Source organism: Streptomyces sp. NPDC057638, from assembly GCF_042800315.1.
GTDB lineage: Bacteria > Actinomycetota > Actinomycetes > Streptomycetales > Streptomycetaceae > Streptomyces.
In genome coordinates this window covers 1-12,973 of the sequence record NZ_JBHVHF010000240.1, presented here as the reverse complement: position 1 = coordinate 12,973, position 12,973 = coordinate 1, and the positions used below count along the sequence as shown (strand labels likewise).

The following is a 12,973-nucleotide window of genomic DNA, read 5'->3' as shown; positions in this document are numbered from 1 at the left end:
CCGAAGCCCCGGCCACCCGGCCGGGGCTTCGGTGTTTTCCAGCGCACTGTCCTGCCCCTGTCCGGGACCACCACCCCGGGCCGCCCTCAGCCCCCCGGCCGATGGCCGCCACCAGGACTCGCCCGGTCACCGTCAGCGGCAGACTTTTCGGAGTTTTCGCAGGTCAGATGGGGTGGCTCGAATGGATTTCGCCTCACGCCGCAGGTCATGTAATGTTGTTCCCGCAACGCCGACCGGGACGAAAAGCCCGGGAAGCACAAGCACTCGTAGCTTAACGGATAGAGCATCTGACTACGGATCAGAAGGTTGCAGGTTCGAATCCTGCCGAGTGCACAGCAGCCCAGAGGCCCCGGAAGAAATTCCGGGGCCTCTGGTTTTTCGTCCATACAGCGCTGAAGTACAGCAACGGCCGCTCCGGCCGTGAGCCGGTGCCGCCGACGGCGGCGGACAGTTTGCCGAGTGCGGTACGGATCTCCTCCTCGCTCGCCTCCGCGCAGACCTCCAGCGTCATGGCGATCCGGGAGTGGCGGAGGATGCGCTGGGCCACCTTGGGGTGGGCGCCGCAGTGACGTCGAAGTGGATGGTCGACCTTGCCCCGCCGGGTCCGTGGCGAGCCTGCCGATCGCGGAGTCCGCTGGCTCCTGGGCGAGGCATCCGACGCCCCAGACGCATGCCCCAGGTGACCATCCCCCGTCCCGGTCGAACGCGGAGCGAGAGGCGTGGGCTGGGCAGGGGTGGCGTCGGGGACCGTAGGGATTCGGCCACCGCTGAGTGCGGGTGAGGGTCGGCTGGGGTGCGGGGATGTGATGAGGGCGGGGTCGGAGGGCGGCTGGAAGTGGTTGGAGTCGCGCGGAGGGGGGTGGGGGCTCCGGTACTCTCCCCGTTTTCGGTCACACACGTGCGACGGAGGTACGGACGGATGACGTGGCGGTGCTCCGGGCTCGGGTGGCCACAGGAGGCGCGGATGGCCGTCCTGCGCTGGGAGGGCGGACGGGTCAGCCCCTTGCTGGCGGGCCGGACGCTCGGGTTCCGGGCCGAGGGGCAGCGGGGGTGTGTGGGGGCGCGTGGCAACCCGTGCCCGCTCGGGGCCACCGTCCCCGGGCGGGTCACCCAGGCCAGGTGCGCCGAGTGCGCGCGGCTGGACCGGGCGCATTCGGTGGCCGCCGACACCCTGGCCGACGATCCCCGTACCTACCGGGTCTATCTGGCCTGGTTCGGGCCCGGACTGCTCAAGGTCGGGATCACCGCCGAGGAGCGTGGTTCCAGCCGGTTGCTGGAGCAGGGCGCCGTGGTCTTCAGCTGGCTGGGCCGCGGGCCGCTGATGGCCGCCCGGCGGACCGAGGAGGTGCTGCGGGGCGCCCTCGGGGTGCCGGATCGTATCCCCTACGCGGAGAAACGTGCCGTCCGCTCCGGTCTTCCCGAGGTCGCCGACCGTGCCGCCGAGGTGGAGGAGCTGCACCGGCGCGTCCTGGCGGTCGGTGGCTGGAACGAGACCCTGGAGCCGCTCGGCTTCGCGCCCGTCGACCACGCCGCGCTCTTCGGCCTCGACGGGCTGCCGACCGCGTCATCCGTCGTCCGGGAGCTGGTCCCGGGCGGGGCGGTGGCCGGGACCCTGCTCGCCGTCGCCGGGCCCGATCTGCACCTTCGGACCGCGGCGGACGGACATGTGGTCCTCGACACCCGGCTGATGTCGGGCTGGTCCCTGGTGGGCGCGGAGGCGGAGGCCGGGATCTCGGTGCCGACCACCGATCTCACGGTGCAGGGCGGCTTGTTCTGAGACTGCGGGGTTGAAGGGGGTTGATGGGGGCTGTGGGATCCGTAAGGATCTGTGGGACACATGAGTACGGGCGGGCGGGTGTGACAAGAGCTCTCCCGCGCGTACGGTACGGGGCCCGCCGACGGCGCCGATGGCTCCGACGGACGGTGTGAGGGGTGTCCTGGACGGGCGCCACGGGGTCCACTCAGTGGTAACGCCCCGGTTCCTTCGTCGTCATTCTTTCCGCCCCGGGCGTGGACACCCACCCCCCGGCCCTCCCAAGGTGTTCCCATGAGCGACGCATTCATCAAGCCCATTCCCGCACTCGACCCCCCGTACTACACGGTCGTCTTCTCCTCCCTCCAGACCGAGACCCTCTCCGGCTACGGGGAGGCCGCGCGGCACTTGGGCGAGCTGGTCAAGGAGGTGCCCGGCTTCCTGGGGTTCGAGAGCGCGCGGACGCCCGGCGGGATCGGGATCACCGTGGGCTACTTCCGCGACGAGGAGTCCATCGACACCTGGCGGCGCTGCCTGGAACACCAGGCGGCGCAGGAGCGCGGTCGGACCGAGTGGTACCAGGCGTACAGCGTCCATGTGGGCAAGGTGGAACGGAGCTACTCGTTCGGCCAGAGCTGACTCCGGTGGCCAGGGCTGAACCCGGCGGAGCCGCCGGGCCAGACGCCGGGGCCACGGGCCCGTCGAGGCGGGTCGGCGTTCGGTGAGTGAGGAATCGGCCGGGGGCGGCGAGGTACAAGAGGTACGAGAGGTAAGGGAGTTCTGGCAGCGGCTCGGGCTGCCCGGACTGATCGATGTCCACACCCACTTCATGCCCGGACGGGTCCTCGACAAGGTGTGGGCCTACTTCGACGCCGCCGGTCCGCTGACCGGACGCCCCTGGCCGATCACGTACCGCTTCGAGGAGGACCGCCGCCGAACCCTCCTCGAAGCGTTCGGGGTGCGGGCGTACCCGGCCATGGTCTATCCGCACAAGCCCGCCATGGCCGCCTGGCTCAACGCCTGGGCCGCCGATTTCGCCGCCCGGACGCCCGGCTCCCTGCACACCGCCACGTTCTTCCCGGAGCACGGGGTGGAGGGGTATGTCCACCGGGCGGTGGAGCGGGGCGCCGTGGTCTTCAAAGCCCATCTCCAGGTGGGGGCGTACGACCCGGGCGATCCCTTGCTCGACCCCGTCTGGGGGCTGCTCGCCGACGCGGGTGTCCCGGTCGTGACCCACTGCGGATCCGGCCCGGTGCCGGGCCCGCACACCGGCCCCGGCCCGATCGGCCGGGTACTGGCCCGCCATCCCCGGCTGCGGCTGGTGGTGGCGCACATGGGCATGCCGGAGTACGGGGACTTCCTCGATCTCGCCGAGCGGTACGGGGAGGTACGGCTGGACACCACCATGGCCTTCACCGACTTCAGCGAGGAACTGGCGCCCTTCCCGGTGCGGGAACGGGCGCGGCTGGCCGCGCTGGGGGACCGGGTGCTGCTCGGCAGCGACTTCCCGAACATCCCGTATCCGTATCTCCATCAGCTGCGGGCCCTGGAGCGGCTGGGTCTGGGGGACGGCTGGCTGCGCGCGGTCTGCCATGACAACGCCCGCGCGCTCTTCCCCGAAGGGACGGCCGGGGCGGAGCACGGCGCTTCTTAAGGCAAATCACAGAGAGCGGCAAGGCCGTTCTCACAGCGGCGGGCCAGGGTGGGGGCATGACGACCACCAGCTCGCACCCCGGACACACCGGGATCCGCCGACCGGGCGCGGGCCCCCGCGCCCTCCGTTCCCCGGGCGTCACGGCGGGGAGCGGCTCCGTGCTCCGCGTGGGCGATCTCACGCTCGACGAGGACAGCGGCGCGGTCGCCCGGGACGGTCGGCCGATCCATCTGACCGCCACCGAGTTCGCCCTGCTCCGCTATCTGATGCGCAATCCGCGCCGGGTGCTGAGCAAGGCACAGATCCTGGACCGGGTCTGGTCGTACGACTTCGGCGGACAGGCCAATGTCGTGGAGCTGTATGTCTCCTATCTGCGGAAGAAGATCGACGCGGGACGGTCGCCGATGATCCACACCCGGCGCGGGGCGGGCTATCTGATCAAGCCGGGGGAGTAGTCGGGGAGCGCTCTCCTCGGGCGTGTGCGGCGCGGTGGCCGGGGTGCCGGGCCGGGTGGGGGCCTGTGGAGCTGACCGGTTCCGGTGGTCGGTTCGGCGACCGGTTCGCCGGTTCACGCCATCGTTCGGCGGAGAATTCGTTCTACGGTGTACGGCTAGCCTTGTACGGTGTATAGGTACTGACTCCTATACGCCGTAAAGGAATGCCCATGGCCGCGCCGAGCGCCTCCGTCGAGGCTCCCTCGCCCCGCACCGGTCCACATCCCCAGCGGTGGCTGATCCTCGGGGTCATCTGTCTCGCCCAGCTGACCGTGCTGCTCGACAACACGATCCTCAGCGTCGCCATCCCCTCCCTCAACCGGGAACTCGGCGCCTCCGCCACCGACGTCCAGTGGATGATCAACGCCTATGCCCTGGTCCAGTCCGGGCTGCTGCTCACCGTCGGCAACGCCGCCGACCGCTACGGCCGTAAGAAACTGCTGGTCGCCGGATTGGTGCTGTTCGGCGTCGGCTCGCTCGCGGCCGGACTGGCACAGTCCTCCGGTCAGTTGATCGCCGCACGGGCGGGCATGGGCGTCGGCGGGGCACTGCTGATGACCACGATCCTCGCCGTCATCGTGCAGATCTTCGATGACAGCGAGCGGGTCAAGGCCATCGCGCTCTGGTCCACCGTCAGCTCCCTCGGCTTCGCGGCCGGCCCGCTCATCGGCGGGATGATGCTGGACCACTTCTGGTGGGGCGCGATCTTCCTGATCAACCTTCCGGTGGTGGCCCTCGCGCTGGTCGCCGTCATCGCCCTCGTACCGGAGTCCAAGGATCCGCGCGGGGACCGGCCGGATCTGCTCGGAGCGGTGCTGTCGACCATCGGCATGGTCGCCGTCGTCTACGCGATCATCTCCGGGCCCGAGCACGGCTGGACCTCCACCCAGGTGCTTGTCTCCGCCGCCATCGGGGTGCTCGTCCTCGGCGGATTCGCCTGCTGGGAGCTGCGTATCCCGTATCCCATGCTCGATCTGCACTTCTTCCGGGACCAGCGGTTCGTCGGCGCCGTCGCGGGCTCGCTGCTGGTCGCCTTCGGCATGGCCGGATCGCTCTTCCTGCTCACCCAGCACCTCCAGTTCGTGCTGGGATACGGACCTCTCGACGCCGGACTGCGCACCGCCCCCCTCGCGCTCACCATCGTCGCCCTCAACCTCTCCGGCGTCGGCCCCCGGGTGCTGCTCGCGCTGGGTACACCCCGCACCATCGCCCTCGGGATGACCCTGGTCGCCGCCGGTCTGGCGATGATCGCGACGCTCGGCGGCACCTCGTACGGAGGCATGCTCGCCGGTCTGCTGGTGATGGGCGCGGGCATCGCGCTCTCCATGCCCGCCATGGCCAACGCGATCATGAGCGCGATACCGCCGGAGAAGGCGGGCGTGGGCGCCGGGATCAACGGCACCCTCGCCGAGTTCGGCCATGGGCTCGGGGTCGCGGTCCTCGGGGCCGTGCTCAACTCGCGGTTCGCCGCGCTGGTGCCCGGTGTCGCCGGGGCGGCCTCCCTGCCCGCCGCCCTCGCCACGGCGGACGGCGAACGGGAGCGCGAGACGATCACCGACGCCTTCGCCCAGGGGCTGGAGACCAGCCAACTGGTCGGCGCGGCCGCCGTCCTCGCGGGTGGTCTGCTGGCGGCGGTCCTGCTGCGCCGGGCGGAGCGCAACACCCCGGTCGCTCCGGCGGGTCCGGCTGTCGGCTCCGCCCCGACGACCGGCACCGACGCCGCCGGGACCGGGAGCAGCACCGGTACGGTCGTGGCCGGGGCCGGAGGGTCAGGATCCGGCGCCGCCACCTGAGGCGGTTCGTCTCGATCTTGCCGAGGTCATATCCGCCCGGGCCGCATAGCATCGGTCCGGGCGGACCTGCCTGTTTCGGACCCTTGGTCCGCTCGTGAACCGGTTGGTTCGGGAAACTGTCCGCTCACAGGAGCCGAGGAGGGTGGCGCGATGGTGGGTGGCGACGACCGCGGAAGAGGTCTGGCGCGGACCAGTGTGTGGCTGGAGGGCAAGACTCCCCAGCGGACCGCCGGCCGCCGGGCGGCCCAGCCGGCCGGGCTCGATCGCACCAAGATCATCAACGCGACGGTCCGGCTGCTGGACACCGAGGGCACGGCGAAGTTCTCCATGCGACGGCTCGCGGCCGAGCTGGACGTGACCGCCATGTCGGTCTACTGGTACGTGGACACCAAGGACGACCTCCTGGAACTGGCCCTGGACGCGGCCTTCGCCACCATCCGCCTACCGGAGGCACCGGAGGGGCCGCAGGGGCCGGGGCACGGGGAGCGGCCGGAGCAGGGGGAGCCGGGGCCCGCCGGGGACTGGCGGGAGGATCTGCGCACCCTCGCCGTGGAGTACCGGACGATGCTGGTCCGCCACCCCTGGGTCTCGCCCCTGATGGGCACCTTCCTGAACATCGGCCCCCACGCCCTGGAGTTCTCCCTGGTCATCCAGCGGGTCATGCGCGCCACCGGGCTGCCACCGCACGGTCAGATGGGCGGGCTGTCGGCCGTGTTCCAGTTCGTCTACGGCTTCGGCACCATCGAGGGCCACTTCCGGGCGCGCTGCGCCTCCGCCGGGGTGAGCCAGGACCTCTACTACCAGGAGGCGATCGGGATGATGGCGACCCATCCGGAACTGAACCGCTATCTGCGGACCTCGGCGCCGGTGATGGACGCCCGGGGCGGTGGGACGGTGGCGGAGATGCGCGACCGGGACTTCGACTTCGCGCTGGCGATGCTGATCGCGGGCATCGAGGCGATGGCGGCACGGGGGTAGGGGGGCTCGGACAGACCCCAGGCCGACCGCGCCGGGAAGCCGCCCGCCTCGCCCTCGTGGCACCGGGAAGCCGCCCGCCTCGCCCCGCGCGCACCGGGATTCCCGCCCGTACGGCCGCGGGTGCCGAAGCCGCCTACGCCCGCGCGCCCTTGACGCCCTCCCCGTCGGAGGTCCGGTCCCGCAGTGGCACTTCCCTGATGAAGAGGGTCACCAGCAGCGCGAGCAGGGCGAACGGTGCCGAGTAGAGGAAGACATCGGCGACCCCGTCCCCGTACGCGCTCTGGGTCACGGCCCGCACCGGCTCCGGCAGGGCCGCGAGGTCGGGGATCGCGCCGCCGTCCGCGCCGCCGGTGTCCGCCGCCCGGCCCGCCGGTCCCAGCGTGGCCAGTCCGTCCCGTACGTACTCCGTGACCCGGCTGCCCAGGACCGCGCCCAGTGCCGAGACACCGATCGCGCCACCGAGGGAGCGGAAGAAGGTGACCACCGAGGAGGCCGCGCCGAGCTGGTCGGCGGAGACCTGGTTCTGGGTGCACAGGACCAGGTTCTGCATCACCATCCCGAGCCCCAGGCCCAGCAGGGTCATATAGAGGGCGAGATGGGCGTACGGGGTGTCGTAACGGACGGCGCCGAGCAGGCCGAGCCCGGCCGTGACCAGCACTCCGCCGCCGACCAGCCAGCCCTTCCAGCGGCCCGTCCTGGTGATCACCCAGCCCGAGACCGTGGAGGAGACGAAGAGCCCCATGATCATCGGTATGGTCAGCACCCCGGACATGGTCGGGGTCTCACCGCGCGCCAGCTGGAAGTACTGGCTGAAGAAGACCGTGCTCGCGAACATCGAGACACCGACGAAGAGCGAGGCCACCGAGGCCAGGGTGAGGGTCCGGTTACGGAAGAGGCCGAGCGGGATGACCGGCTCGGCGGCCCGCGACTCGACCCACAGGAAGACACCGCCCAGCAGCAGCGCGCCCCCGACCATCGCGGCGGTCTGCCAGGAGGCCCAGGCGTAGCGGTCCCCGGCGAAGGTGACCCAGACCAGCAGCAGTGAGACGGCCGCGCTGATCAGCACGGCGCCGGTCCAGTCGATGGTGACCTTCCGCCGGACCACCGGCAGCCGGAGCGTCTTCTGGAGCACGACCAGGGCGAGCAGCGCGAAGGGCACGCCGACATAGAAGCACCAGCGCCAGCCGAGCCACTCGGTGTCGGTGATGACCCCGCCGAGCAGCGGACCGCCGACCGTTGCGACCGCGAACGTCGCCCCGAGATAGCCGCTGTAGCGACCACGTTCCCGGGGCGCCACCATCGCCGCGAGGATCACCTGGGAGAGCGCGGTGAGCCCGCCGACGCCGACGCCCTGCACCACCCGGCAGGCGATCAGCGTTCCGGTGTCCTGGGCGAGACCGGCCAGCATCGAGCCGGCCATGTAGATCATCAGGGCTATCTGCACCAGCAGCTTCTTGCTGAACTGGTCGGCCAGCTTGCCCCAGAGCGGGGTGGTCGCGGTCATCGCCAGCAGTGCCGCCGTGACCACCCAGGTGTACGCGCTCTGACCGCCGCCGAGGTCGGAGATGATCCGGGGCAGCGCGTTGGAGACGACCGTGGACGACAGGATGGCGACGAACATCCCGAGCAGCAGTCCGGAGAGTGCCTCCAGCACCTGGCGGTGGGTCATCGGCGCGCCGTCGTCGGCGACGGCTTGCCGCGCCTCCCGGGCGCCCCGCACACCCGGCGGTGTGGTCGAGGCCATAGGGGTCGTTCTCCTTGTTCGCTGGGTGCTTCGGGTACTTCGGCTGCTTCGGGTACTTCCGGTACTTCGGGTTCTTCGCGTTCCGGGTGCTGGTGCTTCCGGGTTCTGCGTGCTGGCCGTGCTGGCCGGGCTGGCCGTGCTGGCCGTACGAGGGCGGCCGACGCGGCGGGGGGCGGAGGCCCGGTGGAGCGGGACCGCGAGCGGGCCATGCGGTCCGCTCGGGCGGAGTGCGGGCCGGGATCTTATTGCTTAGGGCAACAATAAAAGCGTTTGGTTGACGCAGGCAACCGAAATGTCCGCTTGCAGTAGTAAAGGAAGAACAAAAGGCGCCGACGGGCGGGGCGAGGGCGCGGGCGGGGGGCCGGTCGCCACCCGGTCGCGGCGCCCACCGCCGCCGACTGTTCGCGAGGGCTCCCACCGCCGGTCCGCCGGACCTGGCCGTCCCCGGACCGCCGGACCCGGCCACCGCCGGTTCGCCGAGGTCGGCCGCCACGGGTTCGCCGGAGTCCGCCGCCGGTCCGCCGGACCCGGCCGTCCCCGGATCGCCGGGGTCCACCACTGTCGGTCCGCCCGGATGGGTCGTCACGCCCCGACGTAGCTCACGGTGTCGCGGCGCGCCCCGGCCGGTCCGCCAGGGGAGGGTGGGCGCGATGTCCGCGACGGGGGGCGGGCGCGCTTCCGACGGCACACGCTCCCGATGGCGGCAGCGGCGCTTCCGGCGGCGGGCGGGCGGGCGGATCCGATCCCGCGGCCGCACCGGCCGTCAGTGTCGTCGCACCGGCCGTCAGCTCGGACATGACTCGTGTCACTCGTCCGGCGAGCGTGCCGCGCCCGCCCGGGGTTGGGCCGCCTCCCCGCGTTCGCTAGGGTCGTGCCCCATGGCACACAACCCCCATGCTCCCCAAGGCCAGGGCCCCGAGGGCAACTACGACCCCGCGGGCAGCACGCAGATGTTCCGCGCGTTCGTCGACGACGGCGCGCCCCAGGGCCGCCGTCAGGCGGCGCCGCCGCAGTCGTCCGGCCCCCGGGTCGGGCTGATCGCCGGTGTGGTCGCGGTGATCGTGGTCGTCGCGGCGGTCGCCTGGCTGGCCCTGGCGTAACCACCGGGCCGGCCCCCGTGGGCCAGGCCCCGGCCGGAGGCGTCCGGCCCGCGCGGCGGGGTCGCCGGGCCCGGCTTCGTACCGTCGGTGCCCACCGTCGCGTCACCGTCCCCGCACGCGATCAGTGCCCCGCCCAGGCGAAGGGTCACGGTCGCGACGGCCGTGCCCTGGCGTCCTCGTATCGCGACAGCGTTGTTGACGACCCGTCAACTGGGCCGGAGGCGGAGCGGGTCAGTCGGAGATCAGACCTTCGCGGAGCTGTGCCAGCGTCCGGGTCAGCAGCCGGGAGACATGCATCTGGGAGATGCCGACCTCGTCGCCGATCTGTGACTGGGTCATATTGGCGAAGAAGCGGAGCATGATGATCTGCCGTTCCCGCGGCGGCAGTTTGGCCAGGAGCGGCTTGAGCGACTCGCGGTACTCCACGCCCTCCAGGGCGGAGTCCTCATAGCCCAGCCGGTCGGCGAGCGAGCCCTCGCCGCCGTCGTCCTCCGGGGAGGGGGAGTCGAGCGAGGAGGCGGTGTAGGCGTTGCCGACGGCGAGACCGTCGACGACCTCTTCCTCCGACACCCCCAGTACGGCGGCGAGTTCGGGCACGGTCGGGGAGCGGTCCAGCCGCTGCGCCAGCTCGTCGCTGGCCTTCGTCAGCGCCAGCCGCAGCTCCTGGAGGCGGCGCGGCACCCGCACCGACCAGGAGGTGTCCCGGAAGAACCGTTTGATCTCGCCGACGACCGTGGGCATCGCGAAGGTCGGGAACTCCACCCCCCGCTCGCAGTCGAACCGGTCGATCGCCTTGATCAGTCCGATGGTGCCGACCTGGACGATGTCTTCCATCGGCTCGTTGCGGCTGCGGAAGCGCGCCGCCGCGTAGCGGACGAGGGGGAGGTTCAGCTCGATGAGCGTGTCGCGGACGTAGGTGCGTTCCGGGCTGTCGCCCGCGCCCTCGGTGTCCAGTGCGCGCAGCCGCAGAAAGAGCGAGCGCGAGAGCGTACGGGTGTCGATGGCTTCCGAGGTCTCGGGTGCGACGGGTGCGGGATCGCCGGTCGCGAGCGCGGTGTCGCCCTTCGCGAGCGTGAGCACCTTGGAGCTGCCCTGTTCTGCGGACATGCCACCCCCTCTGAGGTCGCGGATCGGTCGCGGTGGCCGCGACCAACGGAGGAACGCAGCCTGCACCTGAGATACCGGTGGCGAGGCTGCGGCAAACGCGTTGCCCGCAGAATGTCACATGTCGGCAACGCGTCGAAGAGATTTGTCGATAAGTGAGGGAGGAATTACCGCAGGAGAGAGGGGGTATGGGCGCGGCGAGGCTGGTCGAAGTCCATCTCTAGTGGTCTACCCATTCCAGCTAGGCCTCGATCCTGTTTGCGGATCGCAATCGGGCGAAGCTCCGGGCGAGGAGCCTTGACACATGCATCTGTGAGACGCCGAGTTCCTGGCTGATCTGGGACTGCGTCAGATTGCCGTAGTAACGGAGCATCAGGATCCGCTGTTCCCGCTCCGGTAGCTGCACCAGCAGATGGCGGACCAGATCGCGGTGCTCGACCCCCGCGAGCGCCGGGTCCTCATAGCCGAGCCGGTCCAGCAGTCCCGGCAGGCCATCGCCCTCCTGGGCGGCCTCCAGGGAGGTGGCGTGGTACGAGCGGCCCGCCTCGATGCAGGCCAGCACCTCGTCCTCGCCGATCTTCAGCCGCTCGGCGATCTCGGCGGTGGTCGGCATCCGGCCGTGGGTGGTGGTGAGGTCCTCGGTGGCGCCGTTGACCTGGACCCAGAGCTCATGGAGACGCCGGGGGACGTGCACGGTCCGTACGTTGTCCCGGAAGTATCGTTTGATCTCGCCGACGACGGTGGGCATGGCGAAGGTCGGGAACTGAACCCCCCGGTCCGGGTCGAACCGGTCGATCGCGTTGATCAGCCCGATGGTGCCGACCTGGACCACGTCCTCCATCGGCTCGTTGCGGCTGCGGAAGCGCGCCGCCGCGTACCGCACCAGCGGGAGATTCGCCTCGATCAGCGCCCCCCGTACCCGGGTGTGTTCCGGACTCCCCGGCTCCAGTTTCTTCAGTTCGCCGAAGAGCACCTGGGTCAGCGCACGGGTGTCGGCTCCCCGTCCGCGCCGCTCGGCGCCCTCGTCGGAGATCTCGGAGTCATCGGCCCCGGCGGTGTTCTCCCGCGTCTGGAAGGGGTCGGCGGACGGGCTGCCGAGGGTGCCCGGCGGGTCGGCCGTGCGCCGGGTGAGGCTGACGGCCCGCGCGCCGGGAGTGTCGCCGGGGTCGTCGGGCGCGCGTTCCGGCACGCCATGGTCCGACGCGGTACGGGAGGGGGTGAGGGGGGTGGTCTCGTCCGGGCGCTCGTTCTGGGTCGGGGTCTGCTGAGGAGCGGTACTGGCCGGCACGGTGACGCCACCCCTTCGCAGTCAACAACGCGCAGTCAACGAACGGTCGACTGATCCGTCAAAAGCGGTCATAGCATCACAAGACATGTCCACTGTGTGCAAGCACCAGATAACGCCGTGTTGAGGTGCGAAGGGTCGCGCATCCGAAAAAGCCCCTCGCCATGGGGGCGAGGGGCTCGGGCGAACCGGGCGGGATCTCAGAACTCGTAGTCGGCGATCACCCACGTGGCGAACTCCCGCCAGCGGCCGGCGGCCTCCTGGTGGGCCGGGTGCTCCAGATAGCGGGTCAGCGCCTCACGGTCGGCCACGGCGGAGTTGATCGCGAAGTCATAGGCGATGGGCCGGTCCGAGACGTTCCAGCCGCACTCCCAGAAGGTGAGCTCGGGCACGATACCGCCGAGCCGCTCGAACGCCTGCGCACCGGCCACCACCCGGGGCTCCTCGCGCGAGACGCCCTCGTTCAGCTTCAGCAGGACCAGATGGCGGATCACGGCTCTCTCCTTATGACGGGGCCGGTGCCGGGGCCGGGCCCAGCTCTGGCCCGGGGCCCTGGTGCGCGAGCCGGCCCTAGTTCACCAGCTCGGTCATGAAGTCGCCGACACCCTTGGCGGCGTCCGATATGCCCTCGAACCCTATCTGCACCAGATCCGCCGCCCTGGCCGGGGAGGTGATGATCGTGTAGAGCACGAAGATGACCACGATGTAGAAGGCGATCTTCCTTGCTTGCGCCATCGGCCCTTTCCTTCCGGTGGTGCCTCCGCGGTCCCCTCGGTCCCGCCCTGCCCCTGTCGTTCCGCCGCCCGAATGATCATGTTCTGAAGTGATCCCGGCGAGTCGCGGAAGTCTAACCGAGCCTTTAGGGACCAAGGGCCCGGAGATGGGGGCCGTTTGCCGACCGGGTCCGGTGCGCGGGGGGTCCACGATGGAGGTGGGCCCGCTGGAATCCGACAGGAGATCCGGGGCCCAGGGAACCGGCCCCCACCGCGGGGCCCGGGCCGCGCGAACCCCCCCGACCGCGGCACGGGCCCCGGGGCCGGGGTTCCCCGACGGGGGAAGCGGACCGAC

The 12,973-nt window shown here is 71.0% G+C and carries 12 protein-coding genes, 1 tRNA gene and 1 pseudogene; 8 read left to right on the top strand and 6 right to left on the bottom strand.

What is annotated here, in order from left to right; genetic code table 11:
• Window positions 1–260: 260 nt before the first annotated feature.
• Window positions 261–333: transfer RNA gene (locus tag ACFVIM_RS26275), tRNA-Arg, on the top strand.
• Here the strand turns inward: ACFVIM_RS26275 and ACFVIM_RS26270 are convergent.
• Window positions 299–547 (bottom strand): hypothetical protein, encoded by a 249-nt coding sequence (locus tag ACFVIM_RS26270; RefSeq protein ID WP_384305955.1) that lies wholly within the window; start codon window positions 545–547, stop codon window positions 299–301. The two genes, ACFVIM_RS26275 and ACFVIM_RS26270, sit on opposite strands and share 35 nt — an antisense overlap.
• Window positions 548–919: 372 nt before the next feature.
• Between ACFVIM_RS26270 and ACFVIM_RS26265 the strand changes: the two genes are divergently transcribed.
• The 6 genes and pseudogenes from ACFVIM_RS26265 to ACFVIM_RS26240 all read left to right on the top strand — a co-directional run bounded on the left by ACFVIM_RS26265 (window position 920) and on the right by ACFVIM_RS26240 (window position 6,672).
• Window positions 920–1,777, top strand: coding sequence for a DUF2797 domain-containing protein (locus ACFVIM_RS26265; protein WP_384305953.1), 858 nt, complete (start codon window positions 920–922; stop codon window positions 1,775–1,777).
• Window positions 1,778–2,047: 270 nt separating this feature from the next.
• Complete coding sequence (locus ACFVIM_RS26260; protein ID WP_384305950.1) at window positions 2,048–2,392, top strand: antibiotic biosynthesis monooxygenase family protein; 345 nt, start codon at window positions 2,048–2,050, stop codon at window positions 2,390–2,392.
• Between the two features lie 82 nt (window positions 2,393–2,474).
• A complete protein-coding gene (locus tag ACFVIM_RS26255) occupies window positions 2,475–3,407 on the top strand; it encodes an amidohydrolase family protein (RefSeq protein WP_384305947.1) in 933 nt (310 codons plus the stop codon).
• Between the two features lie 143 nt (window positions 3,408–3,550).
• Window positions 3,551–3,862: pseudogene (locus ACFVIM_RS26250) on the top strand (winged helix-turn-helix domain-containing protein); the annotation flags it as partial.
• A gap of 209 nt (window positions 3,863–4,071) precedes the next feature.
• Complete coding sequence (locus ACFVIM_RS26245; RefSeq protein WP_384305944.1) at window positions 4,072–5,694, top strand: MFS transporter; 1,623 nt, start codon at window positions 4,072–4,074, stop codon at window positions 5,692–5,694.
• A gap of 150 nt (window positions 5,695–5,844) precedes the next feature.
• Window positions 5,845–6,672, top strand: a complete 828-nt coding sequence (locus ACFVIM_RS26240) for a TetR/AcrR family transcriptional regulator (protein WP_384305941.1) — start codon at window positions 5,845–5,847, stop codon at window positions 6,670–6,672.
• A 133-nt stretch (window positions 6,673–6,805) separates the two neighbouring features.
• Here the strand turns inward: ACFVIM_RS26240 and ACFVIM_RS26235 are convergent, their stop codons facing one another.
• On the bottom strand, window positions 6,806–8,416 hold the full coding sequence (locus ACFVIM_RS26235) for an MDR family MFS transporter (protein WP_384305939.1): 1,611 nt from the start codon (window positions 8,414–8,416) through the stop codon (window positions 6,806–6,808).
• 878 nt (window positions 8,417–9,294) lie between these two features.
• On the opposite strand from ACFVIM_RS26235, the gene ACFVIM_RS26230 reads away from it, so the two are divergent.
• On the top strand, window positions 9,295–9,516 hold the full coding sequence (locus ACFVIM_RS26230; protein WP_384305937.1) for a hypothetical protein: 222 nt from the start codon (window positions 9,295–9,297) through the stop codon (window positions 9,514–9,516).
• A gap of 231 nt (window positions 9,517–9,747) precedes the next feature.
• Here ACFVIM_RS26230 and ACFVIM_RS26225 read toward each other — a convergent pair whose 3' ends face one another.
• The 4 genes from ACFVIM_RS26225 to ACFVIM_RS26210 all read right to left on the bottom strand — a co-directional run bounded on the left by ACFVIM_RS26225 (window position 9,748) and on the right by ACFVIM_RS26210 (window position 12,640).
• The gene (locus tag ACFVIM_RS26225; RefSeq protein WP_384305936.1) at window positions 9,748–10,623 is read right to left on the bottom strand and encodes an RNA polymerase sigma factor SigF; all 876 of its coding nucleotides are present in this window, start codon (window positions 10,621–10,623) and stop codon (window positions 9,748–9,750) included.
• A 238-nt stretch (window positions 10,624–10,861) separates the two neighbouring features.
• Window positions 10,862–11,653, bottom strand: coding sequence for an RNA polymerase sigma factor SigF (locus ACFVIM_RS26220; RefSeq protein ID WP_384305958.1), 792 nt, complete (start codon window positions 11,651–11,653; stop codon window positions 10,862–10,864).
• A 452-nt stretch (window positions 11,654–12,105) separates the two neighbouring features.
• The gene (locus ACFVIM_RS26215; RefSeq protein ID WP_384305934.1) at window positions 12,106–12,399 is read right to left on the bottom strand and encodes a Dabb family protein; all 294 of its coding nucleotides are present in this window, start codon (window positions 12,397–12,399) and stop codon (window positions 12,106–12,108) included.
• A gap of 76 nt (window positions 12,400–12,475) precedes the next feature.
• Window positions 12,476–12,640 (bottom strand): hypothetical protein, encoded by a 165-nt coding sequence (locus tag ACFVIM_RS26210; protein WP_384305931.1) that lies wholly within the window; start codon window positions 12,638–12,640, stop codon window positions 12,476–12,478.
• Window positions 12,641–12,973 lie beyond the last annotated feature (333 nt).

Coding starts and splice junctions, on each gene's coding strand:
- ACFVIM_RS26245 (WP_384305944.1), top strand. CDS start 4,072: ATGGCCGCGCCGAGCGCCTCCGTCGAGGCTCCCTCGCCCCGCACCGGT.
- ACFVIM_RS26210 (WP_384305931.1), bottom strand. CDS start 12,640: ATGGCGCAAGCAAGGAAGATCGCCTTCTACATCGTGGTCATCTTCGTG.
- ACFVIM_RS26235 (WP_384305939.1), bottom strand. CDS start 8,416: ATGGCCTCGACCACACCGCCGGGTGTGCGGGGCGCCCGGGAGGCGCGG.
- ACFVIM_RS26265 (WP_384305953.1), top strand. CDS start 920: ATGACGTGGCGGTGCTCCGGGCTCGGGTGGCCACAGGAGGCGCGGATG.
- ACFVIM_RS26230 (WP_384305937.1), top strand. CDS start 9,295: ATGGCACACAACCCCCATGCTCCCCAAGGCCAGGGCCCCGAGGGCAAC.
- ACFVIM_RS26240 (WP_384305941.1), top strand. CDS start 5,845: ATGGTGGGTGGCGACGACCGCGGAAGAGGTCTGGCGCGGACCAGTGTG.
- ACFVIM_RS26225 (WP_384305936.1), bottom strand. CDS start 10,623: ATGTCCGCAGAACAGGGCAGCTCCAAGGTGCTCACGCTCGCGAAGGGC.
- ACFVIM_RS26260 (WP_384305950.1), top strand. CDS start 2,048: ATGAGCGACGCATTCATCAAGCCCATTCCCGCACTCGACCCCCCGTAC.